Annotated in this window: 22 protein-coding genes; 15 read left to right on the top strand and 7 right to left on the bottom strand. The window is 74.4% G+C overall.

Annotated elements, in window-relative coordinates; genetic code table 11:
• Positions 1-14: 14 nt before the first annotated feature.
• A complete protein-coding gene (locus tag ACTWM8_RS22125; protein WP_446210703.1) occupies positions 15-1,823 on the bottom strand; it encodes an AMP-dependent synthetase/ligase in 1,809 nt (602 codons plus the stop codon).
• 209 nt (positions 1,824-2,032) lie between these two features.
• Here ACTWM8_RS22125 and ACTWM8_RS22120 point away from each other — a divergent pair, with 209 nt between their 5' ends.
• From ACTWM8_RS22120 to ACTWM8_RS22095, 6 genes are all read left to right on the top strand, one after another.
• Entirely contained in the window at positions 2,033-2,488 is a 456-nt protein-coding gene (locus tag ACTWM8_RS22120) for an SRPBCC family protein (protein ID WP_088961061.1), read from the top strand.
• A gap of 31 nt (positions 2,489-2,519) precedes the next feature.
• Positions 2,520-3,188: a hypothetical protein gene (locus ACTWM8_RS22115; protein WP_446210702.1), complete on the top strand. Its 669-nt coding sequence runs from the start codon at positions 2,520-2,522 to the stop codon at positions 3,186-3,188.
• A gap of 73 nt (positions 3,189-3,261) precedes the next feature.
• Entirely contained in the window at positions 3,262-4,209 is a 948-nt protein-coding gene (locus tag ACTWM8_RS22110; RefSeq protein ID WP_446210701.1) for an ROK family glucokinase, read from the top strand.
• Positions 4,206-4,922: an endonuclease/exonuclease/phosphatase family protein gene (locus ACTWM8_RS22105; RefSeq protein ID WP_446210700.1), complete on the top strand. Its 717-nt coding sequence runs from the start codon at positions 4,206-4,208 to the stop codon at positions 4,920-4,922. Before ACTWM8_RS22110 ends, ACTWM8_RS22105 begins: the two co-directional genes overlap by 4 nt.
• 107 nt (positions 4,923-5,029) lie before the next feature.
• Positions 5,030-6,436 (top strand): flavin-containing monooxygenase, encoded by a 1,407-nt coding sequence (locus ACTWM8_RS22100; protein ID WP_446210699.1) that lies wholly within the window; start codon positions 5,030-5,032, stop codon positions 6,434-6,436.
• A 17-nt stretch (positions 6,437-6,453) separates the two neighbouring features.
• Positions 6,454-7,248, top strand: a complete 795-nt coding sequence (locus ACTWM8_RS22095; RefSeq protein ID WP_446214631.1) for an alpha/beta hydrolase — start codon at positions 6,454-6,456, stop codon at positions 7,246-7,248.
• 6 nt (positions 7,249-7,254) lie between these two features.
• On the opposite strand, the gene ACTWM8_RS22090 is transcribed toward ACTWM8_RS22095, so the two are convergent.
• Both ACTWM8_RS22090 and ACTWM8_RS22085 read right to left on the bottom strand, forming a co-directional pair.
• Positions 7,255-8,679, bottom strand: a complete 1,425-nt coding sequence (locus ACTWM8_RS22090) for an alpha,alpha-trehalose-phosphate synthase (UDP-forming) (RefSeq protein WP_446210698.1) — start codon at positions 8,677-8,679, stop codon at positions 7,255-7,257.
• 180 nt (positions 8,680-8,859) lie between these two features.
• Entirely contained in the window at positions 8,860-9,699 is an 840-nt protein-coding gene (locus ACTWM8_RS22085; protein ID WP_446210697.1) for a DUF308 domain-containing protein, read from the bottom strand.
• A 245-nt stretch (positions 9,700-9,944) separates the two neighbouring features.
• Here ACTWM8_RS22085 and ACTWM8_RS22080 point away from each other — a divergent pair, with 245 nt between their 5' ends.
• Positions 9,945-10,658, top strand: a complete 714-nt coding sequence (locus tag ACTWM8_RS22080) for a lysophospholipid acyltransferase family protein (RefSeq protein WP_446210696.1) — start codon at positions 9,945-9,947, stop codon at positions 10,656-10,658.
• A gap of 156 nt (positions 10,659-10,814) precedes the next feature.
• Here ACTWM8_RS22080 and ACTWM8_RS22075 read toward each other — a convergent pair whose 3' ends face one another.
• The gene (locus tag ACTWM8_RS22075; protein ID WP_446210695.1) at positions 10,815-14,399 is read right to left on the bottom strand and encodes an ATP-binding protein; all 3,585 of its coding nucleotides are present in this window, start codon (positions 14,397-14,399) and stop codon (positions 10,815-10,817) included.
• Positions 14,400-14,562: 163 nt separating this feature from the next.
• Here ACTWM8_RS22075 and ACTWM8_RS22070 point away from each other — a divergent pair, with 163 nt between their 5' ends.
• Positions 14,563-14,778: a hypothetical protein gene (locus ACTWM8_RS22070; protein WP_446210694.1), complete on the top strand. Its 216-nt coding sequence runs from the start codon at positions 14,563-14,565 to the stop codon at positions 14,776-14,778.
• Between the two features lie 60 nt (positions 14,779-14,838).
• Here the strand turns inward: ACTWM8_RS22070 and ACTWM8_RS22065 are convergent, their stop codons facing one another.
• Positions 14,839-15,531 (bottom strand): Crp/Fnr family transcriptional regulator, encoded by a 693-nt coding sequence (locus ACTWM8_RS22065; RefSeq protein WP_088961072.1) that lies wholly within the window; start codon positions 15,529-15,531, stop codon positions 14,839-14,841.
• 283 nt (positions 15,532-15,814) lie between these two features.
• Here ACTWM8_RS22065 and ACTWM8_RS22060 point away from each other — a divergent pair, with 283 nt between their 5' ends.
• From ACTWM8_RS22060 to ACTWM8_RS22040, 5 genes are all read left to right on the top strand, one after another.
• Complete coding sequence (locus ACTWM8_RS22060) at positions 15,815-16,312, top strand: polyadenylate-specific 3'-exoribonuclease AS (RefSeq protein WP_154943925.1); 498 nt, start codon at positions 15,815-15,817, stop codon at positions 16,310-16,312.
• 81 nt (positions 16,313-16,393) lie between these two features.
• Positions 16,394-16,897 (top strand): pyridoxamine 5'-phosphate oxidase family protein, encoded by a 504-nt coding sequence (locus ACTWM8_RS22055; protein ID WP_446210693.1) that lies wholly within the window; start codon positions 16,394-16,396, stop codon positions 16,895-16,897.
• A gap of 179 nt (positions 16,898-17,076) precedes the next feature.
• Positions 17,077-18,105, top strand: coding sequence for a 6-phosphofructokinase (locus ACTWM8_RS22050; RefSeq protein WP_446214630.1), 1,029 nt, complete (start codon positions 17,077-17,079; stop codon positions 18,103-18,105).
• A gap of 73 nt (positions 18,106-18,178) precedes the next feature.
• A complete protein-coding gene (proC, locus tag ACTWM8_RS22045) occupies positions 18,179-18,997 on the top strand; it encodes a pyrroline-5-carboxylate reductase (protein WP_446210692.1) in 819 nt (272 codons plus the stop codon).
• Positions 18,998-19,091: 94 nt separating this feature from the next.
• Positions 19,092-19,442 carry a DUF2203 family protein gene (locus ACTWM8_RS22040; RefSeq protein ID WP_446210691.1) on the top strand — a complete coding sequence of 117 codons (351 nt, stop codon included), beginning with the start codon at positions 19,092-19,094 and terminating at the stop codon, positions 19,440-19,442.
• Positions 19,443-19,465: 23 nt separating this feature from the next.
• Here ACTWM8_RS22040 and ACTWM8_RS22035 read toward each other — a convergent pair whose 3' ends face one another.
• Together ACTWM8_RS22035 and ACTWM8_RS22030 are read right to left on the bottom strand one after the other, a co-directional pair.
• Positions 19,466-20,146, bottom strand: a complete 681-nt coding sequence (locus ACTWM8_RS22035; RefSeq protein ID WP_446210690.1) for a class F sortase — start codon at positions 20,144-20,146, stop codon at positions 19,466-19,468.
• Entirely contained in the window at positions 20,143-21,009 is an 867-nt protein-coding gene (locus ACTWM8_RS22030; RefSeq protein ID WP_446210689.1) for a DUF4397 domain-containing protein, read from the bottom strand. The genes ACTWM8_RS22035 and ACTWM8_RS22030 overlap by 4 nt, the downstream gene beginning before the upstream one ends.
• A 147-nt stretch (positions 21,010-21,156) precedes the next feature.
• Here ACTWM8_RS22030 and ACTWM8_RS22025 point away from each other — a divergent pair, with 147 nt between their 5' ends.
• Entirely contained in the window at positions 21,157-21,639 is a 483-nt protein-coding gene (locus ACTWM8_RS22025) for a GNAT family N-acetyltransferase (protein ID WP_446210688.1), read from the top strand.
• 9 nt (positions 21,640-21,648) lie between these two features.
• Complete coding sequence (locus ACTWM8_RS22020; RefSeq protein WP_446210687.1) at positions 21,649-22,197, top strand: GNAT family N-acetyltransferase; 549 nt, start codon at positions 21,649-21,651, stop codon at positions 22,195-22,197.
• Positions 22,198-22,319: the final 122 nt, after the last annotated feature.

Raw genomic sequence — 22,319 nt, 5'->3', positions numbered from 1 at the left:
GTGACGGATGGTAGTCAGCTCCGGTAGATCTCGGCGATCTCGGACGCGTACGTCTTGTGCACGACCTGCCGCTTGACCTTGAGCGACGGGGTCAGTTCGCCGGTGGCCTCGGTGAAGTCCCGGGGCAGAATCCGGAAGACCTTGATCGCCTCGGCCTTGGAGACCGCCTGGTTGGCCAGGTCGACCGCGCCCTGGATCTCGACCAGCAGCTCCTCGTGCTCGAGCAGCTCCTCGACCCGCGTGTCCTCGGGCAGGCCGTGGGTGGCCAGCCACTTCGGCAGGGCCTCCTCGTCGACGGTGACCAGCGCGGCGATGAACGGCTGCCGGTCGCCGACCACCAGGCACTGGCTGACCAGCGGGTGCGCCCGCACCTGGTCCTCCAGCACGGCCGGGGCGACGTTCTTGCCGCCGGCCGTCACGATGATCTCCTTCTTGCGGCCGGTGATGCTGACGAACCCGTCGCTGTCGATCTGGCCCAGGTCGCCGGTGCGGAACCAGCCGTCGGTGGTGATCGCCTCGGCGGTCGCCGCCTCGTTGCGCCAGTAGCCCTGGAAGACCAGGTCGCCGGAGATCAGGATCTCGCCGTCGTCGTCGATCCGGATGGTGACGCCGGGCAGCGGCCGGCCGACCGTGCCGACCCGGGTGGCGGTGGGCAGGTTCGCGGCGGCGGCGGGGGAGGTCTCGGTCAGGCCGTAGCCCTCGCAGATGGTCACCCCGATGCCGCGGAAGAAGTGCCCGAGCCGGGCGCCGAGCGGGGCGCCACCGGAGATCGCGTCCCGGCAACGGCCGCCGAGCGCGGCGCGCAGCTTGCGGTAGACCAGCTTGTCGAAGAGCGCGTGCTGGGCGCGCAGGGTCAGGCCCGGGCCGTTGGTGGTCTCCAGCGCCTCGCTGTAGGCGATGGCCACCCGCTCGGCCCGGTCGAAGATCTTGCCCTTGCCGTCCGCCTCGGCCTTCTGCCGGGCGCCGTTGTAGACCTTCTCGAAGACCCGGGGCACGGAGAGCACGAAGGTCGGCTTGAACGCCTGGAGCTCGGCGACCAGGTTCTTGGTGTCGGGGCAGTACGCCATGGTGGCCCGGGCCTGCACCACGCCGATCTGGATGAGCCGGGCGAAGGCGTGCGCCAGCGGGAGGAAGAGCAGGGTCGACGCGCCGGGCCGGAACAGGTTCGGCAGCACCGGCACCGCGTTGGCGATGTCGGCGTACATGTTGCGGTGGGTCAGCACGCAGCCCTTGGGCCGCCCGGTGGTGCCGCTGGTGTAGATGATCGTGGCGACGTCGGCGGAGCCGACCGCCTTGCGGCGCCGCTCGACCTCCTCCGGCTCGACCGACGCGCCGGCCGCGACGATCTCGTCCACCCCGCCCAGCTCGATCTGCCAGACCTGGCGCAGCTCGGGCAGCCGGTCGCGGACGCCGGCGACCAGGGTGGCGTGCGCGTTGGACTCCACCACGACGGCGACCGCGCCGGAGTCGGCGAGGATCCAGGCGGCCTGCTCGGCGCTGGAGGTCTCGTAGATGGGCACGGTGACCGCGCCGGCCGCCCAGATGGCGTAGTCGAGCAGGGTCCACTCGTAGCGGGTGCGGCTCATCAGCGCGACCCGGTCGCCCGGGTTGATGCCGGAGCCGACCAGGCCGCGGGCCACGGCGACGACCTCGTCGCGGAACTGCCGGCAGGTCACGTCCACCTGGGCGGCACCCTCGGCGCGGACGGCGGGCCGGACGAACTGGACCGCGTCCGGCGCGGCCTCGGCGTTGTCCCAGACCGGGTCGGTCAGGTTGGCCGCGTCGCCGATGGTGACGATCGGCGGGACGGAGAACTCGCGCACCTGCACTCCCTCGTGCTCGCACTGGCCGGGCCGGCCGCCGTGGCGGGTCGGCTTTGTCGAAACCTACCCGCACGCCCGGGCGGGTGAGCTAGGGAGGTTGCCCGCCCGCCTGGTGGGACGGCGCCGTCGCGGGGCCGCCGGCGCCGCCGCGCCGGGCGTGGCCGGGGTCAAGCGCCGCGTGCCGGGGCCGCTCCGGGTAGCCTCCCCCCATGGCGGACTCCTCCACCCAGTCGATCATCATCGGCGCGTCACCGGACCGGGTGGCGGCGGTCATCTGCGACTTCGCGAGCTACCCCGAGTGGACCGAGGCGGTGCGCCGGGCCGAGGTGGTCGAGGAGTACGAGGACGGCTACGCCAGTCAGGTCCACTTCACCATCGACGCCGGCGTGATGGCCGACGAGTACGTGCTGGCGTACGAGTACGCCGAGGACCTGTCCCGGATCGAGTGGCACCTGGTGGCGCCGTCGAAGATGCAGAAGTCCCAGCGCGGGTCGTACGACATCGTCGGCAACCCGGACGGGACGTCGACGGTCACCTACACCCTCGAGGTCGAGCTGTCGGTCGGCATGCTCGGCATGTTTCGCCGCAAGGCCGAGAAAATGATCATGGATACGGCGTTGAAGCAGCTCAAGCGCCGGGTAGAAGCAACCGGTGCGGCACAGTGACGCAGCCGGCGGCACGGTAGAGGAGCCGACGATGGCGGGTACGCAACCGGGCTCCGCCCGGGAGGAGGCCGAGCGGCTCGTCGCCACGCTGCTCGCCACGGCACGGCTGGCCAACGCCGGGTCCGGCGGCGGTCCGTGGGGTCCGCTGGGTGGAATCCTCTCCGGTGTCCTCGGTCACAGTGGCGGCGCGTCCGGCCCGGCCGGGGGCGCCGGCCGCACCGGGGGATTCGCCACCGGATCGCCGGAATGCTGCATCTGCCCGGTCTGCCGCGGTATCGCGGCGCTACGCGATCCGAGTCCGGAATTCGCCGAGCGGCTCGCCACCGGCGCGGGTGATCTGGCCGCCGGAATCGCCAGTCTGATGCGCGCGTTCGCTCCCGCCGACAACGGGGAAGCCCCGGACAGGGCGGCCGGAGCGGCCGGCGCGCCCGGTCCCGCGGCCGGGTCGGCCGCTGACGCCGACCACCTGTGGCGCGAGGCGACCCGTACCGGGCATGATTCTCCGTCGGCGCCGGAGCGGGACGTCTGGTCCGCCGCCACGCGGGCGGAGGACGAGGTCGTGCCGGCCGCCGCCGCGCCCGTCGACGACGCCGGGCCGGTCGCGCCGGCCCAGGTCCGGCCGACGGCCGACCGTCCGGTGGTGCCCGCCTCGCGAGCGCCGGCCGGCGCGGGCGGGGACGCACCAGGCGACGAGGCCTGAACACGGGACATCCGACATCGCATCCGGCCGGTCCGGTCGATGTCGGGCAGCACAGCAGAGGGGAGTGGCAGCGGTGACGCTGACCATCGGAGTCGACGTCGGTGGCACGAAGGTGGCCGGCGGTGTCGTGGACGACACCGGCAAGGTTCTCGTGCAGGCCCGACGGGACACCCCCGCGGACGACGTCGGCAAGACCCGCGACGTCATCATCGAGCTGGTCACCGAACTGGCGACCGGCCACGACGTCGGCGCGGTCGGCATCGGCGCGGCCGGCTGGATCGACGCCTCCCGCTCCACCGTGCTCTTCGCCCCCAACCTGGCCTGGCGGGACGAACCGCTGCGCGAGTACGTCAGCACCGCCACCGGCCTGCCGGTGATCGTGGAGAACGACGCCAACGTGGCCGCCTGGGCCGAGTTCCGCTACGGCGCGGCCCGCGACGCCGACGACTCGATGGTCATGTTCACCATCGGCACCGGGGTGGGCGGCGGCATCGTGCTCGGCGGCGAGCTGCTGCGCGGCGCCAACGGCATCGCGGCCGAGTTGGGCCACATGCTGACCGTCCCGGACGGCCACCAGTGCGGCTGCGGCCGGCTCGGCTGCATCGAGCAGTACGCCAGCGGCAGCGCCCTGGTCCGCTTCGCCCGGGCCGGCGCCCGGCAGGAGCCGCAGCGTGCCACCGCCCTGCTGGAGCTGGCCGGCGGCGACGCCGAGGCGGTCACCGGCCGGATGGTCACCGCCGCCGCGCAGGCCGGCGACCCGATCTCCGCCGAGGCGTTCGCCCAGATCGGGCGCTGGCTCGGCACCAGCCTCGCCGACATGGCCCAGATCCTCGACCCGCAGGTGCTGGTGGTCGGCGGCGGCGTCGTCGAGGCCGGTGACCTGCTGCTCGGCCCGACCCGGCGCTCGTTCACCGACGCGCTGGCCCAGCGCAGCCGGCTCCCGGTGGCCGAGGTGCGCCCCGCCGAGCTGGGCAACACCGCCGGCGTCATCGGTGCCGCCGACCTCGCCCGCCGGCGGTGACCGTCGCGCCGGCCCCCGCCGGCGGGGTGCGGCTGCGGGTGGTGTCGTACAACATCCACAGCCAGCGTGACGACACGGCCGCGCTGGCGGCGGTGGTCCGCGAGGCGGCCCCCGACGTGGTGATCGTGCAGGAGGCCCCGCGTCGGTTCCGGTGGCGGCAACGCTGCGCCACCCTCGCCGAGTCCTTCGGCCTGGTGGTGGCCGCCGGTGGCCTGCCGTCGCTGGGCAACCTGCTGCTCACCAGCCTCCGGGTGCGGGTGCTGGCCACCCGCTGCCAGCGGTTCCCGCTCACCCCCGGGCGGCACCTGCGCGGCGCGGCGTACGCCGAGTGCGCGGTCGGCGGCGCGCGGTTCCTGCTGGGCGGCTCGCACCTGTCCACCGACCCGGCCGAGCGGCCCGGCCAGGCGGCGCTGCTCAAGCGCGAGCTGGCCGGCGCCGACCTGCCGGTGGTGCTGGGCGCGGACCTCAACGAGGGCCCGGACGGGGAGGCCTGGCGCACCGTCGGCACGGGACTGACCGACGCGGCGGTGGCCGCCGACGCCGCCGACCGGCACACCTACTCCTGCGCCAACCCGCGCCGGCGCATCGACGCGCTCTTCGTCGATCCGCGGGTCACCGTGGTCGGCTACGACGTGGTCGACACCCCGCTCACCCGGCGGGCCAGCGACCACTTCCCGGTCCTGGTCGACCTGCTCCTGCCGGCCACCGCCTGAGCCCGGCGCCGGTCCGCGCCCGGAGTGCCGGGCTGGACAACCGACTGCGGGTACGGGGAGGATGCCCGTCGAACCGGCGTTCGTGCCGCACATAAGGAGATTCCCCGGTGCCCCCCTCCACCGAGCACGGCCGGCCCGATCCGGAGACCACGCTCACCCCGAGCCGGGACGGCCGCCCGGTCGCCGACCGGGGCGACACGGTCTGCGTCATCGGCGCCGGCGCCAGCGGCCTGACCGCCGTGAAGAACCTGAAAGAGCACGGCTTCGGCGTCGACTGCTACGAGCGGGAGACCGGCGTCGGCGGCGCGTGGAACTGGCGGCACGACCGCAGCCCGGTGTACGCCAGCACCCACCTGATCTCGTCGCGGCCGTTCACCCAGTTCCCCGACTTCCCGATGCCGGACTCCTGGCCGGACTACCCGCACCACAGCCAGCTGCTGTCCTACTTCGAGCGCTACGCCGACCACTTCGACCTGCGCCAGCACATCTGGTTCGGCACCGAGGTCGTCCGGGTCGAGCCGGTAACCGGCGACCGCTGGGACGTCACCACCCGCAGCACCGGCGGGTACGGCCCCGAGCGCACCTCCCGCTACGCCGCCGTGGTGGTCGCCAACGGCCACAACTGGTCGCCGAAGCTGCCCCGCTACGAGGGGCTGGAGGAGTTCCGGGGCGAGGTCATGCACGCCTCGTCCTACAAGGACCCCGCGCAGCTGCGCGGCAAGCGGGTGCTGGTGGTCGGCGCGGGCAACACCGGCTGCGACATCGCGGTCGAGGCCGCCCAGCAGGCGTCGCGCTGCTGGCACTCCACCCGCCGCGGCTACTGGTACGCCCCGAAGTACGTCCTCGGCCGCCCGGCCGACCAGGTCAACGACGCCCTGCTCGCGCTGCGCGTGCCGCTGCGGGTCCGGCAGTGGCTCTACCACTGGACGCTGCGGCTGACCGTCGGCGACCTGACCCGGTTCGGCCTGCCGAAGCCCGACCACCGGGTCTACGAGACCCACCCGATCGCCAACAGCCAGCTGGTCTACTACGTCGGCCACGGCGAGATCACCCCGGTGCCGGAGCTGGCCCGGTTCCACGCCGGCGGGGTCACCCTCACCGACGGGCGGGAGATCGACCCGGAACTGGTCGTCTTCGCCACCGGCTACCTGCCCCGCTTCGAGTTCCTCGACCCGAAGGTGCTCGGCGACGACGACGCCTCGGGTCGCCCCCGGCTCTGGCTCAACGCCCTCGTCCCCGGGTACCCGACGCTCGCGGTGGCCGGCCTGGTCCAGCCGGACTCCGGCATCTTCCCCCTGTCGCACTGGCAGACCGTGCTCTTCGCCCGGCTGCTCCAGGCCCGGCTGGGCCGCCCGGAGCGGGCCGCCGCGTTCGCGTCCAAGGTGGAGGCCGGTGCCGGTGAGCGGTACTCCGGCAAGGTCAAGGACAGCAGCCGGCACTGGTTCGAGGTGGGCCACGCCGACTACCTGCGCGCCGTACAGCGCGCCCTGTACGAGCTGGAGGGCCACCGGTGAGCGAGCGGCTGCGGATCATGCGGGGCCGGGAGTGGGCCCGCCCGGTCCGCCCGGCCCGGCGGGAGGTGCTGGGCGCGGCCCCGGAGCTGGAGGAGGGGCGGCCACCGCTGCTCTTCGTCCCCGGCTTCGGGCACGGGGCCTGGGCGTTCGCCGAGCACTGGCTGGAGCACGCCGCGTCGCGCGGCTTCGCGGCGTACGCGCTGAGCCTGCGCGGGCACGGCGGCAGCGAGCCGGCGCCGGAGGCGACGCTGCGGGCGTACACCCATGACGTGGTCCAGGTGGCGGCGGGCCTGCCGCGCCAGGCGGTGCTGGTGGGGCACGGCGCCGGGGCGCTCGTGGTGACCCACGCGCTGGCCCGCTACCCGGCCCGGGCCGCGGTGCTGGTCGCGCCGGTGCTGGGTGGCTGGTCGACGGCCGGCGTGGCGCTGCGCCGCAACCCGGTGGGCACGCTGCCCGCGCTGTTCGGCGGCGGCCTGCGGCTGCACCGCCGGCAGCTGTTCAGCGGGGAGCTGCCCGAGGCCGACGCCCGCCGGCACGTCGCGCGGCTCGGCCGGGCCGGGCGGCGCGCGCAGTGGCAGCTGCTGGCCGGCCGGGAGGCCGAGCCGCCGGTGGGTCGCCCGCCGGTGCTGGTGCTGGGCAGCCCGGACGACCGGGTGGTGCCACCGGCCGCGCTGACCCGGGCCGCCCGCCGGTACGGCTCGGCTCCGCTGCTCTTCCCCGGCATGGGGCACGACCTGATGCTCGACGCCCGGTGGCGGGAGCCGATCGACGCGATCCTCGACTGGCTGGTCAAGGACCCGCAGCGGGTGTGACCTGGGTCAGCCGGTGCTGCCCAGCCGGGTGACCAGCGAGCCGGTCTGGTCCAGCGCGCTGAGGTAGGAGCGGGCCCAGGCGCGGATGTCGTGGCGGTGCAGGTGCGCCCGCATCGCCCGCATCCGGTCGCCGACGTCGTCCGGGCTGGCCCGCAGCGCGGTGAGCAGCATCTGCTTCAGGCCCTCCAGGTCGTGCGGGTTGACCAGGTACGCCTGCTCCAGCTCGGCCGCCGCGCCGGCGAACTCGCTGAGCAGCAGCGCGCCGGTGTCGTCGACCCGGGCGGCGACGTACTCCTTGGCGACCAGGTTCATCCCGTCCCGCAGCGGGGTCACCGCCATCACGTCGGCGACCCGGTAGAGGGCGGCCAGCTCGGCCCGGTCGAAGTGCTGGGTGAGGTAGTGGATGGCCGGCTCGCCGACCCGGCCGAACTCGCCGTTGATCCGGCCGACCTCGCGCTCCACCCGGTCCCGCAGGATCTGGTACTGGCCGACCCGCTCCCGGCTGGGCACCGCCACCTGGACCAGCACCGTGTCCCGGACCTTGACGTGACCGCTGGCCAGCAGCTCGCTGTAGGCCTTGAGCCGCTGCTCGATGCCCTTGGTGTAGTCCATCCGGTCGACGCTGAGGATCACCTGCTGCGGGTCGCCGAGGTCGTGGCGCAGCCGGCGGGCCCGGGCGGTCACGTCGGGACGGCCGGCGAGCGCGGCCATCTCGGCCGTGTCGATCGAGACCGGGTACGCCCCGACCCGCACCACCCGGTCGTCGACGCCGATCCGCCGGTCGGTGGCCGGCAGGTCGAGCACCTTCACCACCAGCTGGGCGAAGTTGTGCGCGGCCTGGGCCCGCTGGAAGCCGATCAGGTCGGCGCCGAGCATGCCGCGCAGCAGCTCGGCCCGCCGGGGGAGTTGCATGAACAGCTCCGGCGGTGGGAACGGCACGTGCAGGAAGAAGCCGATGCGCAGGTCCGGCCGGAGCGCCCGGAGCAGGCCGGGAACCAGTTGCAGGTGGTAGTCCTGCACCCAGACCAGGCCGCCCGGCTCGGCCACCGCCGCGGCCGCCTCGGCGAACCGCTGGTTGACCCGCTGGTACGCCTCCCACCAGCGGCGGTGGTATACCGGCTGCTCGACGGCGTCGTGGTAGAGCGGCCAGAGGGTGGCGTTGGCGAAGCCCTCGTAGTGGTCGCGCAGGTCCTCGGCGGTGAGCGCGACGGAGTGCATGCGGACGCCGTCGATGTCGGGCAGGCGGGGCGCGGGACCGGTGCCGCCGGCCCAGCCGACCCAGGTGGCCGGGGTGTGTCGCAGCAGCGGGTGCAGCGCGCTGACCAGCCCACCGGGGCTGCGGCGCCACTCGCAGGCACCGTCGGGCGCCACGCTGTCGTCGATGGGGAGCCGATTGGCCACCACCACGAGGGAACTGGAATTCTGTCGCATCTCGGGCATTCCGATCCGCAGCGGGCCGACCACCGCGAGGGAGGAACAACCGGGCAGCCGGAGGGGGAAGTGACGGACAGCGGTATTCCTACTGACCGTAAGTTACACCACTGTTACCTCGGCGGCGGGGGCGTGGCCGTCCCGGGATACGGGCGAAGCGTGCCGATCGGGCGGGGAGCGTCAGACGACCGCGCCGTCGTCCGGATCCTCGTCGTCCTCGTCGCCGGGGCGCAGCCGCCAGATCAGCGTGACGAAGCCGGCGAGGATGCCGGTGAACCCGAGCAGGGTCACCACCGAGGCGTCCACCGGCAGCAGCGCCGGGTTGAGGAAGAGCACGAAGCCGAGCACGATCGCCAGCACGCCGACCACCGCGTACTTCGACACCCGGGGCAGCGGCGGGGGCGGGGGCGGGGTGTAGCCCTCGTCCTCCTCGCCCGGCAGGTCGGCGCCGAAGGTGTCCAGACCGTCCAGCAGCGACGGCTCCTCGGCCCGCGGCCGGCTCACCGAGACACCGGAGATGTCCGCCGCGTACGGCAGCCGCCGCACGTCGGTGGCGGTCGGGCCGGTGGCCTCCTCGGTGCGGGTCGCCGGCGCGCCGGCCGGGCCGGTCGGATCGGTCGGGTCGTCGTCGACGTCCTCGGCGGCGGGCCAGGGGTGGCTGCCGGCGGCCGGGGCGGTGTGGAAGGCGGCCACGATCCGGTCCCACTCGGCGTCGACGTCCGGCTCGCCGCGCGGCGGCTCCGGGGTCGACTCGTCGGCGAGCTGGGTGAGGTAGTCCCGGGCGGTGGTCAGGTGCGAGCGGTCCACGTAGAGCCGGTCGACCGGCCGGGCCGGGACGGTGGTGGTGCGGGTGATCGGGTTGAGGTCGGCCGACGGCTGGAGGTAGGCCGCGATCCCGCCGGCGGCGAGCACGTCGAGCAGGTGCTCGCCGACGCGCGGATCGACGTCGCCCGCGACGGCGTACTCGCTCGCGTCGAGCCCGTTGTCCCGCCGCCCCCGGCGGGCCCCACCCGCTGACACCGGACATCCTCCTCGGCGCACCTCACGGTGCGGTTGTGTCGGCGCCCCGTACGCCGTGCCCTGAATCGTGACACGTCCGGACCCGGTTCCGGGAGTGCGTTGTGGCGTGCCGCTCCCGGTTCGTAGGCTCATGGCCGACGATCCCGCCCGCCGACGGCCATTTACGGCGCGGTCGCCGGGTCCGCCCGGTGGCCCACCGGCCGGTCCTCCGGTGTGTCGCCCGCCCCTGCTCCGGAAGGACACCGTTGCTGTACTGGCTGATGAAGTACATCATCCTCGGCCCGCTGCTCAGGCTGATCTTCCGACCCCGGGTGGAGGGGCTGCACCACGTGCCGGAGACCGGTCCGGTGATCCTCGCCAGCAACCATCTCTCGTTCTCGGATTCGATCTTCACCCCGCTGATCGTGCCGCGAAAAGTCACTTTCGTGGCCAAGGCGGAATACTTCACCGGTAAGGGCATCAAAGGCTGGCTCACCAAGGCGTTCTTCGCCGGCGTCGCCGGCTGCATCCCGGTCGACCGCTCCGGCGGCCGCGCCGCCCAGGCCGCCCTGGACACCCAGCTCAGCGTGCTGCGGGCCGGCGGCGTCGCCGGGATCTACCCGGAGGGGACCCGGTCGCCCGACGGGCGGCTGTACCGGGGCAAGACCGGGGTGGCCCGGCTCGCGCTGGAGAGCGGCGCCCCGGTGGTCCCGGTGGCGATGCTCAACCTCGACGAGATCCAGCCGCCCGGCAAGCTGATCCCCAAGATCGCCCGGGTCCGGATCCGGTTCGGCCCGCCGCTGGACTTCTCCCGCTACGCCGGCCTGGCCGGCGACCGCTTCGTCGAGCGGGCGGTGACCGACGAGATCATGTACGAGCTGATGGAACTCTCCGGTCGCGAGTACATCGACATGTACGCCGCGAAGCTGAAGAACCAGCCCCCCGCCGAGCCGCTCGCCCGCGAGCCGATCGCCGCCTGACCCACCCGGCCGATCTCCCCGCCCACACACCCCGCCACATGCTGCCGTGAGCTGCAGTTTCACGGAAAGCGTGGCTATTCCGCGCGGAATAGCCACTCTTTCTCTGAAAGTAGGCGGATCTTGGGCCGGGGTGGTGGGTGGGGGTGGGGGTGGGGGTCAGGAGGCGAGGGCGGGGCCGGTCTGCGACACCGGGCCGCGGGCCAGGTCCAGCAGGCCCGGGGCGTCGTTGCGCAGGGCGAAGGTGCGCACCTCGGCGAGCGGTGCCCGGCCCGCCGGGTCGCCGGCCAGGGTCAGCTCCGCCGCCGCCAGCGCCAGGGCCAGCACCCGGTCGGTGACGTCCGGGATCCGGGCGTAGATCTCCGCCCCGGCCAGGTGCAGCTCGCCGGCGCGCCGGTGGTCGCCGTCCGCCGCGGCCAGCGCCCCGGTCACGGTGCGCAGCGCCGCCTCCGACCACGGGGTGCGGTGGGCCAACTGGTCCAGCATCGCCCGGACCCGTACGGCGGCGTCCCGGCCGGCCAGCGTCGCCGCGTACGCCGCCGCGGCGATCCACTCGCCGCTGGCCAGCGCCGGTACGGCCGTCCACGCGTCGGCCAGCTCGTCCACCAGCGCGGCCGCCTCGTCGAGTCGTCCCTGCAACGCCCGGCAGAGCGCGGCCATCCCGAGCATCGTCCAGTAGGGCCGGTGGAACCCGCTGCGGCGGGCCGTCTCCAGCGCCGCCGCCACGTCGTCGCGGTGCCGCTCGGCTCCCACGGCGGCCGGCTCGTCCCCGGCGGCCGGGAGCGGGCGTGGCGCCGGGGGCACCGGCAGGCCCCGCAGCACCAGCAGGCACGAGCGCAGGCCGCGCACCTGCATGTCCCAGCCGCCGGTGGGGGTGTCCACGAACGCGTCGGCGGCGGCCAGCAGCCGGCCGAAGTCGCCGTCGAAGTACGCCCGCATCGCCTCGCCGGAGTAGCTGGTGGCGAGGGTCTGCCCGCTGCCCCGGGCGGCCGGCGCGGTCGACAGCAGCGCGTCGGAGCGCAGCCAGTCGCCCTCCTCGCGCAGCGCGAAGGCGAGGTTCTGCAACGCCCGGGGCAGGGCGAGCAGCTGCTGGGTCCGGCTCAACTCGACCAGCGCGTGCAGCTCGTCCAGGCCGGCCCGGTCGCCGGCCTGGTAGCGGGCGGTGGCCGCGGTGATCCGGGCGTTGGTGCGGATCTCCGCCAGGCCCAGGCGCTCGCCGATCCCGGCCGCCGTCTCGGCGGCGGCGACCGCCGCGTCCCGCTCGTAGTTGAGCATGTGCAGCCGGCCCAGCTCGGCGTGCGCGTCCGCCTTCTGGGCGCTGTCCGGCAGCGGCGCGAAGAGCGCGACCGCCCGGTCCAGACAGGCCACCGCGGCGCTGCGGTCGGCGCGCAGCCAGGCGGCCTGGCCGAGCAGCGTCCACGCCCGGGCCGCGCAGGCGTCGTCGTCGTGCGCGAGCAGCCGGTCGGCCAGCGCGTGCAGCTGCTCCGGGCCGCCGCCGGAGAGGAAGGCGTTGCCGTCGCGGTAGAACGAGATCTCGGTGCTCAGCAGCTCCAGTTGCAGCCGGTCGACCGGGTCGCTGTCGTCGGCCAGGCCGAGGGCGCGGCCCGCGTGGCTGGCCGCGGCGTCCAGCCCGTGCAGGGCGTACGCGCGGCGGGCCGCCCGGTGCAGCGCGGCCCGCGCGGGGCCGGCGTACCGCTGGGTCGGCATGCCCAGCGTGCGGGCGATCTCGTGGGCCGCCCAGCGGTGGTGCGCCAGCACCTCGGCCAGGTCGGTGTCCCGGCTCTGCGACAGCGCGTCCAGCCAGCCCGCCGTCCGCTCGTGCCGGGCCACCCGCTCGGTACGCGGCAGCCGCTGGTAGCAGACGTCGCGCACCAGCACGTGCCGGAACCGGAACTCCGGCTGCCCGGCCATCGTGGACGCCGCCTGCTCGTGGACGAAGTCGCGCTGCTCCAGCCGGCGCAGGGACCGCTCCACCGACTCGACCGGCTGGCCCAGCGCGGCGGCCACCGCGCCCGGCCAGAACTGCACGCCCACCACCGAGGCGGCGAGCAGCACCGCGCGGTCCTTGGCGTCGAGCAGGTCGACGCGGTTGGCGATGACCGAGTGCACGCTTTCGGGCATCGGCAGTTCGAGGTGCTTCTCCAGCGACCAGCCCCGCCCGGACTGGCGCAGCGCGCCCTGTTCGATCAGCATCCGCACGTACTCGTGGGCGTAGAGCGGGTTGCCCCCGGCCACCTCGATCAGCGGGCTGAGCATGTCGGCGGAGAAGGCCGCCTGGCCGAACATGTGCGCGTAGAGCGAGGCGATGCCGGTGTCGCGCAGCGGCGGGAGGGTGATCGTCACCGAGCCGGTGATGGTGCCCGCCCAGCTCGGGTCCCGGTCCACCAGCTCCGGGCGGGCGGTGCAGAGCAGCAGCAGCGGCACGTCCCGGGCGCCGGCGCCGAGCAGCTCGACGAAGCGCAGCATCGCGTCGTCGGCCCAGTGCAGGTCCTCGAAGACCAGCACGGTGGGACGGCGGGCGGCCAGCGCCAGCAGGAAGCGACGCCAGGCCGACTCGGTCTCCTCGGCGGGCATTGTGACGCCGGCGAGCCCGACCAGCGGGCGCAGCGCGTCGACCAGCCGGTCCCGCTCGCCGGGGCCGACCAGCTCGGCCACCGCCGCGCTCAGCCGGCGGGACGCGGTGGGGGCCGGGTCGGTGTCCAGGATGCCGGCCTCGGTCTTGACGATGTCGGCCAGCGCGGCGAACGTGACGTTCTCGCCGAACGGCGGGCACCGCCCGGTACGCCAGCTCACCGGCTCGTCGACCAGCCGCCCGGAGTGCCGGTACAGCTCCCGGATCAGCCGGCTCTTGCCGATGCCGGCCCGGCCGAAGAGCGTCACCACCTGGGGCCGGCGGTCCCGCAGCGACCGGTGCAGGGCGTTGACCAGCAGGCCCAGCTCGTGTTCGCGGTCGATCAGCGGGGTGGTGTCGGGTTCCCGGTCGGTCGGCTGCCGGCGGACCGGGGACAGGGCCAGCCAGACCTCGGTGGGCGAGGAACGCCCGCGCAGGGTGACCGGCGGCTGCTCGGCGTACCGGATGGCGTCCTTGGTCAGCGCGTGGGTGTTGCCGCAGACCAGCACCCCGCCGGGCGGCGACACCGACTGCATCCGGGAGGCGGTGTTGACCACGTCGCCGGCGACGATGGCCTGCCCGCCGTCGCGGGCGGCGGCCACGTCGACCAGCGCCTCGCCGGTCGCCACGCCCACCCGGAAGCGCAGCTCGTCGGCGCCGGTGGGGGCGAACCGGGTGAGCACCCGTTGCAGCTCCAGCCCGGCCCGCACGCAGCGCAGCGCGTCGGTCTCGGTGGCCACCGGGGCGCCGAACAGCGCCATCACCGCGTCGCCGATGTACTTCTCGACCACCCCGCCGTACTGCCCGACGACCCGCTTGGCGGCGGAGAAGAAGCCGGTCTGCATGCCGCGGACCTGCTCGGGGTCGGCCCGTTCGACGTACGGCGTGAAGTCGATCAGGTCGACGAAGAGCACGCTGACCCGGCGGCGGTCCTCCTGCGGGGTCGCGACGGGCCGGCCGGAGCCGGCGCGGGGCGCGCCGCACGAGGTGCAGAACACCGCGTCGGTGGCGAGCGGCCGTAGGCAGTGCGGGCAGAGCGCACCCAGCTCCGTCCCACAGCCACCGCAGAAGCGGTCGCCGTCGGCGGCGGTACGTCCACAACGGTCACACTGCGCGGAGATGACGCCCTCCACTGGGTGGGTCTGCCTGCCGGTCGTCGCCCGGTGTCCACCGTGAGTATCGCCGTTGCCGGCGCTGTCAGGTACCGGGCTGTTGGCTTGTGGACACTCCTCCGGCCGGTTGGGAGAGCTACATTCAGGCGGCCGAAAATCCCATCAATGATCAAGGGGAGAGATCATGGTGTATGTGAAGCTGGAGAGCAACTGGACCGACGGTGACGGCGTCGCCCACTCCGCGGGGGAGTCGGTCGACGTCGACGCCGCCACGCTGGCCGTGCTCCAGGCCGAGGGGATCGTCAGCGAGCAGTCCGGTGGCGGCAAGGACGGCACCGACTGGGCCGGGCCGACCGGCACCACTACCAGTTGGGCGGGGCCGACCAGCACCACCCCGTGAGCCGGGGGCGGTGAGCCGACGACGCGGCCGGCGCAGGCAGCGCCCGGCCGCGTCGCGCGGTCAGCGGTCGTTCATCCCGGCCCGGCGGCGCAGCGCCGACACGTCGGTGACGACGATCCGGCGACCCTCGGTCCGCAGCCAGCCCCGGCTGGCGAAGGAGCCGATCGCCTGGTTGACGCTCTGCCGGGAGCCGCCGGCCATCTCGGCGAGTTGGCTCTGGTTGAGCTCGATGGTGATCATCGGGGCCTGGCTCTCGCCGGCCAGCCGGACCAGGGTCTTGGCCACCCGGCCGGGCAGGTCCAGGAAGACGTGGTCGGCGTTCTGCTCGGTCAGCCGGCGGATCAGGCCGCCCAGCGAGCGCATCACCGCGTCCAGGATGCGCGGGTTGGAGTGCACCAGCTCCATGAAGGCGGGCCGGGACAGGGCCAGCGCGGCGCTGTCCTCGATCGCCTCGGCGGACGCCGAGCGGGTGGAGGCGTCCAGCAGCGAGACCTCGCCGAGCACGTCCGGCGGTCGGATCACCGACAGCACCGCCCGTTCGCCGGTCGGCGCGGTGCGGAACACCGCCACCGCCCCCCGGCGCAGCACGATCAGCGACTCGCCCGGGTCGTTCTCCACGAAGAGCAGCTGGCCCTTGCGGTATGTGCGCGGCACCGCCGCGGCGATCACCCGCTGCCGCACCTCCGGCTCCAGCCCGGCGAACATCTCCACGCCCGTGAGGGCGTCACCCGGCTCCGGTAGGCGCATCTCCACGGCCCAACCCCTCCCCGGTCAAGGACCACAACTCGCTCACCGGGTGAACCTGACGGCCCCTGAAGAGGTGAACTGACACCGGTTCGGCGTCCGGTAGCGGTACACATCAGATCATGACGGTCCAGTCGCTTGCTGTACACCCCTCAAATCGTCTACGTGACGCCGCCGGTCGGGGTCGGGGTGCCGGCTGAGGTGCGGTTTCGCCCCCGCGGCAAGGGTGGGCAGCCGGCCGGGAACGGACCCGGGCGGCGGAGGCCGCCGGGCGTAGGCGAGGATTGACGCGATGGTCTACCGCTATTTCTACGACTGCGAATTCATCGAGGACGGCCTCATCGTCGACCTCGTGTCGATCGGTGTCGTCGACGAGTACGGCCGCGAGTTCTACGCGGTCTCCACCCAGTTCGACGACTCCCGCGCCGTGCCCTGGGTGCGCCGCAACGTGCTCGACAAGCTGCCGTCCCCGGCCGACCGCGCCTGGCGCTCGCGCGAGCGCATCCGCGACGACCTCTACGACTTCCTGCTGGAGCCGGTCCGCGACCGCCCGGGCGAGCAGCTCGAACTCTGGGCCTGGTACGCCGCGTACGACCACGTGGTGCTGGCCCAGCTCTGGGGGGCGATGCCGGCGCTGCCCCGGGAGATTCCCCGGTTCACCAAGGAGCTGCGTCAGCTCTGGGACGACCGGGGTCGGCCGAAGCTGCCCGACGCCGACGCCGACCGGCACGACGCCCTGGTCGACGCCCGGCACAACCTGGCGCGCTGGCGGGCGATGACGGGCCGGTGATGACAGGCCGGTGAGGCAATGCGGGTTTGACCCGTTCTGTCCTGGGCACCGGTCCGACGAGCCGATGCGAGGGAGTTCACGATGAGCAGTGACCCGACCAGCGCCGCCGACGCCCGCCGCCGGGTGACCGAGCTGATCCGGCAGGCCCGGATCTGCATGCTGACCACCATCGGCGTGGACGGGCGGATGGTGAGCCGGCCGATGGGGTTGCAGGAAGCGGAGTTCGACGGCGACCTGTGGTTCTTCGCCTACGCGGACTCGCCGAAGGTGCGCCAGATCCGGGTCAACCCGGAGGTGAACGTCGCCTTCTCCGACCAGCGGCACGACGCCTGGGTGTCGGTCTCCGGCACCGCCCAGGAGAGCTACGACCGGGCGAAGGCCGAGCAGCTGTGGAACCCGCTGCTGAAGACCTGGTTCCCGGACGGCCTGGACACCCCCGGCCTGACGCTGATCAAGGTGCACGCCAACTCCGCCGAGTACTGGGACTCGCGGGGCGGCGCGGTGGTCAACCTGCTCGGGTTCGCCAGGGCGGCGGTGACCGGCAGGCCGCCGAGGGCGGGCGAGAACCACGAGGTCAGCTACTGACCGGTAGCCCGGTTCGGCGGGTGGGACGGGCCGGGGCGCGGTGTCGGCGGGCCCCCGCGCCGACTACAGTGCGCACTGACGGCCCGCCCCGGGCCGGCAACGGCGCCGATGGTCTGATCTGACGCATATCCTGGGGCTTATCCGGGCTTCACCTGATGCTCCAGGAGGATGAGCAGATCATGCGTATCGGCGTGCTCACCGGCGGCGGCGACTGCCCAGGTCTCAACGCGGTCATTCGGGCGGTGGTCCGCAAGGGCGTCGCCACCTACGGTCACGAGTTCGTGGGCTTCCAGGACGGGTGGAAGGGCCCGCTGGAGGGCCTGTCCAGGCCGCTGGGCATCGCGGAGGTCCGCGGCATCCTGCCGCGCGGCGGCACCATCCTCGGTTCGTCCCGGACCAACCCGTTCAAGATCGAAAACGGGGTGGAGCGGATCAAGGAGAACCTCGCCGCGCAGGGCGTCGACGCCCTGATCGCGATCGGCGGCGAGGACACCCTCGGCGTGGCCACCAAGCTGCACGAGCTGGGCGTCAACGTGATCGGCGTGCCGAAGACCATCGACAACGACCTCGGCGCCACCGACTACACCTTCGGCTTCGACACCGCGGTCAACATCGCGATGGAGGCCATCGACCGGCTGCACACCACCGCCGAGAGCCACCACCGCACCCTGGTGGTCGAGGTGATGGGCCGGCACGCCGGTTGGATCGCCCTGCACGCCGGCCTCGCCGGCGGCGCCAACGTGATCCTGCTGCCGGAGCGGCAGTTCGACGTCGAGCAGGTCGCCGGCTACGTCGAGAAGCGCTTCCAGCACCAGTACGCCCCGATCGTGGTGGTCGCCGAGGGCGCCCAGCCGCTGGACGGCCAGATGGTGCTGCACAACCAGGAGCTCGACTCGTTCGGCCACGTCCGCCTCGGCGGCATCGGCCAGTGGCTCGCCGAGCAGCTGGAGGCGAAGACCGGCAAGGAGGCCCGCACGGTCGTGCTCGGCCACATCCAGCGCGGCGGCACCCCGACCGCCTTCGACCGGGTGCTCGCCACCCGGCTCGGCCTGCAGGCGATCGACGCGGCGCACGAGGGCGACTGGGGCAAGATGGTCGCGATGCAGAGCACGGACATCGTCCGGGTGCCGCTGGCCGACGCCACCCGCGAGCTGAAGACCGTGCCGCTGGAGCGGTACGCCGAGGCCGAGGTCTTCTTCGGCAGCTGATCGCCCGGTGCCGGCGGCGCGACGGATCACCCGCCGCGCCGCCGGCCACCGTGACGGAAGGGGTACCACAGCGATGGCACCGGGCAGGCACACGGTCGCCGTGATCGGCGCCGGCAAGATCGGCGAGCTGATGCTCTCCGGGCTGCTGCGCTCCGGCTGGCCGGTGGAGCGGCTGCTGGCCACCGCCCGGCGGCCGGCGCGCGCCGAGGAGCTGACCGCCCGGTACGGCGTACGGGTGGTCGACAACCTCACCGCGGTCGAGGAGGCGGCGGTGCTGGCGATCTCGGTCAAGCCGCAGGACGCGGTGACCCTGCTGGACGAGATCGGCCCCAAGGTCCCGCCGGACAAGCTGGTCATCTCGCTCTGCGCCGGCCTGCCCACCGGCTTCTTCGCCCGCCGGCTGCCCGACGGCACCCCGGTGGTCCGGGTGATGACCAACACGCCGGCCCTGGTCGACCAGGCGATGACCGCCATCTCGGCCGGCGCGCACGCCACCGGCGCGCACCTGGAGCTGGCCGAGGAGATGTTCACCCCGCTCGGCGCCACCATCCGGGTGCCCGAATCCCAGCAGGACGCGGTCACCGCGCTCTCCGGCTCCGGTCCCGCGTACTTCTACCTGCTGGTCGAGGCCATGATCGACGCGGGCATCCTGCTCGGCCTGCCCCGCCAGGTGGCGCACGAGCTGATCGTGCAGACCGCGATCGGCTCGGCGGTGATGCTGCGCGACTCCGGGGAGCACCCGGTGAAGCTGCGCGAGGCGGTCACCTCACCGGCCGGCACCACCATCTCCGCCATCCGTGAACTGGAGAACCACGGCGTCCGCGCGGCCATGCTGGCGGCGCTGGAGGCGGCCCGCGACCGGGCCCGCGAGCTGGCCGCCCAGGCCGACTGAGCCCGCCGGCAAGCGTGCCGGGGCACACCGTCCCGGGGTTCTTTGGGCGCGGTCTCGGCCGGTCGAGGACGTCCCGGTGGCCCATACTGGCCGGGTGTTCACTCTCGCCCAGGCCCGGCACCTGGTGGCCACCCTGCGCCCCCGCGTCGACGAGCTGATCCGGCTCCGCGCCGACCTCGCCGAACTCCGCGCCGACCTGGCGGCCTCGGGGGTCTCGGCCCTCGGCGGCCGCGCCGAGGTGAAGGGGCTGGAGGCCCGGCTGCACGCCGTGTTGGAGGAGCTGAACGGGCACGAGATCCAGGTCAAGGGCATCGCCCCGGTGCTGCTGGACTTCCCCGGCGAACGCGACGGCCGGCCGGTGCTGTGGTGCTGGCTGGAGGGGGACACCGACGTGCGCTGGTACCACCGCGCCGAGTGCGGCTTCGCCGGCCGCCGACCGGTCTGACGCACCGCCGACCGGTCGGACGCTCAGTCGGCCGCCGAGCGGGGGAGCGGGTCGGCCGACGACTCCGCGACCGCGAAGACCACCACGTTGTCCCGGTAGTGGCCGGTGCGCCGGTCGAAGTCACCGCCGCAGGTGACCAGGCGCAGCTCCGGGCCGGGGGTGGGGCCGTACACGGTGGCGGTGGGGAAGGCGTCCTTGCGGGTGCGCAACGACCCGGTGACCCGGAAGGCCAGCCGTTGCCCGCCCCGCCAGACCTCGATCCGGTCGCCCGCGCGCAGCTCATCGAGGCGGGCGAAGACGGCCGGCCCCCGGCGGGAGTCGAGGTGGCCGGCGATCACCGCCGGCCCCGGGTCGCCGGGCGCGGGGCCGCCGCCGTACCAGCCGGCCCGGTCGTAGTCGGCCGGCGGGACCAGCTGGCCGGCCGCGTCCAGCCCGAGCACCGCGAGGTCGGCGTCGACGCCGATCCGCGCGACGCGTACCCGGGTGGGGGGACCGTGCGGCGCGGGCAGCGGGGTGGCGGTGGTGGCGCAACCGTCGGCGCAGCCCGGCCGCCAGCTCGCCGGTGGCACCGGCGCGGCCTCGCCGGCCAGCCCGACGCCGGTGCCGGCGGCGAGGCAGACCGCCGCGCTGGCCGCGACCAGCGCGGCCAGCGGCGCCCGGCGGTCGCGGTGCCGTCGGATCGCGAAGCCGGGCCGGCTGGTCACCAGACCGGTCGCCGCCGGCGCCGCACCAGCAGCGCCGCCCCGACCACCACGGCCGCCGCGAGCAGGGCGCCGGCCACCATCGGGTACGCCCCGAGCCCGCGCCCGGCCAGCCCACCGGCTCCCGCCGGCACCCCGCCGGCCGGGGTGACCGCCCCGCCCCGGGCGTCCTCGCGCAGCTCGGTGGCGAGTCCGCCGCGCCGGCCGTCCAGCACCAGCAGCGAGTAGACCCGGCCGCCGCTCAGGGTGACCTCGGCGTCCGTGGTCGGGCCGTTGTCCCCGCCCAGCCGCAGCCGCCAGCGTCCCGGTTCGACCTCGCGGTAGTCGGTGGTGGTGGCGAAGCGGACCGCGTCGGCGATGGCCGGCCCGTCGGTCGCCGCGACGTCGATCACCGGCGCCCGGACCGACGCCTGCACGACGCGGACCTTGGCCTGCCCGGGAGCCGGGGCGCTGAGGTCGTCGGCGAGCACCCGCAGGCCGAGGTCGGCGTGCCGGCCCACCCCGGCGACCGTGTACGCCGCGCCGGCCTCGACGGCCACCTCGGTGGTGAGCACCGGTGGTTGGCTGGCCGGGGCGCCCGCCTCGCGCATCGCCACCGCGTACCGGCCGGCGGGCAGGGTCAGGTACTCGGAGACCACGCCGTAGCCGACGGCGGGGAAGACCCGGGGCTCGGCCGCGCCCGGCGCGGAGAGGTAGACGTCCACGGCGGGGGTGTCGGGGGAGAGGTGCGCGAGGCGGACGTACCCGACGTCCTGCGGGGCGGCGGCCCGGGCGGGTGGGGTGGCGACGGCGGTCAGCGCGGCGCCGAGCAGCAGCGCCCCGGCGGCCGCGACCAGCCGGCGGGGCGCGGTACGGAGCTGGGGCATTGTCGCCTCCGAGGCGTGTCAGGGGGACCGGTCATAGAGTCTCGTTCAAGGGACTGCGGCGCAACCTCCGACGCGCGTGTCGTCGCCGTTCCCGGCCAGCGGAATCTCCTGCCACGCCCGGCCTCCGGGGTGCGGTACCGTCCGGTCATGATCAAGGTGCGGCGGGCCGGACCCGGTGACGCGGCGGAGATCGTCCGGCTGCGCGGGGTGATGCTGGCGTCGATGGAGGGGGCGGAACCGTCGCCCGGGCCGTGGCAGCCGGCCGCCCGGGAGGTGCTGCGCGAGCGGCTCGCCGACCCGGTGGACCTGATGGCCGTCTTCGTGGTGGACGCCCCCGACCGACCCGGCGTGCTCGCCGCCTGCGCGACCGGCACCATCGAGCGTCGCCTGGGCGGGCCGGGCAACCCCAGTGGACTGACCGGCTACGTCTTCAACGTGGTCACCGATCCGGGGTACCGGCGACGCGGCTACTCCCGGGCCTGCATGACGGGCCTGCTCGACTGGTACCGGGACCGCGGTGTACTGAAGATCGATCTGCGGGCGTCGGTGGCCGGCGAGGCGCTCTACCGCTCGCTCGGCTTCCGGGACACCCCCGGCCCCACCCTGCGCCTGAGCCTGCCCGCGTCCTGAGGAGTCGCCGTGTTCGCCCTGCCGTTGACCGGTTCCGCCGAGCTGCGCCCGCTGTCGCCCTGGTGCGCGGAGGAGTTCCTGGCCCACCTCGACCGGGCCCGGGAGCACATCGCGCCCTGGGTCGGCGCGTCCTTCGTGGCCACCGACCTCGGCTCGGCCCGGACCGTGCTGCGCCGCTACGCCGACCTGTGGGCGCGCGACGCCGGCGGCATCTGGGGTATCTGGGACGACGGGGTCCTGGTCGGCGGGGTGATGTTCGTGTCGTTCGACGCGGCGCTCGGCGTCTGCGAGGCGGGCTGCTGGCTGGAGCCGGCGGCCGAGGGTCGGGGGCTGATCACCCGCGCGGTCGGCCGGATCGTCGACTGGGCGGTGGGCGAGCGGGGCATCCAGCGGGTGGAGTGGCGCACCAACGCCACCAACACGCGCAGCATCGCCGTGGCCCGGCGGCTCGGCATGCGCCGGGACGGCACGCTGCGGCAGCTCTACCCGGGCCCGGCGGGCCGGATCGACCTCGAGGTCTGGTCGGTGCTCGCCGGCGAGTGGCGCTCGCCGGCCTGACCCCGGCCCGTCCGCTGCGCGATTCCCGACCGGCTGGGTCCGCTGCTCCGGGGGAGGCCCCGGGCGGCCGGGACGCCGCAACGGGGGCCGGCCCGCAGCGGTGGCGGTGCCGGACCGGCACC

Source organism: Micromonospora sp. IBSANI012 (assembly GCF_052814045.1).
This window is presented reverse-complemented; position numbering and strand designations above follow the sequence as displayed.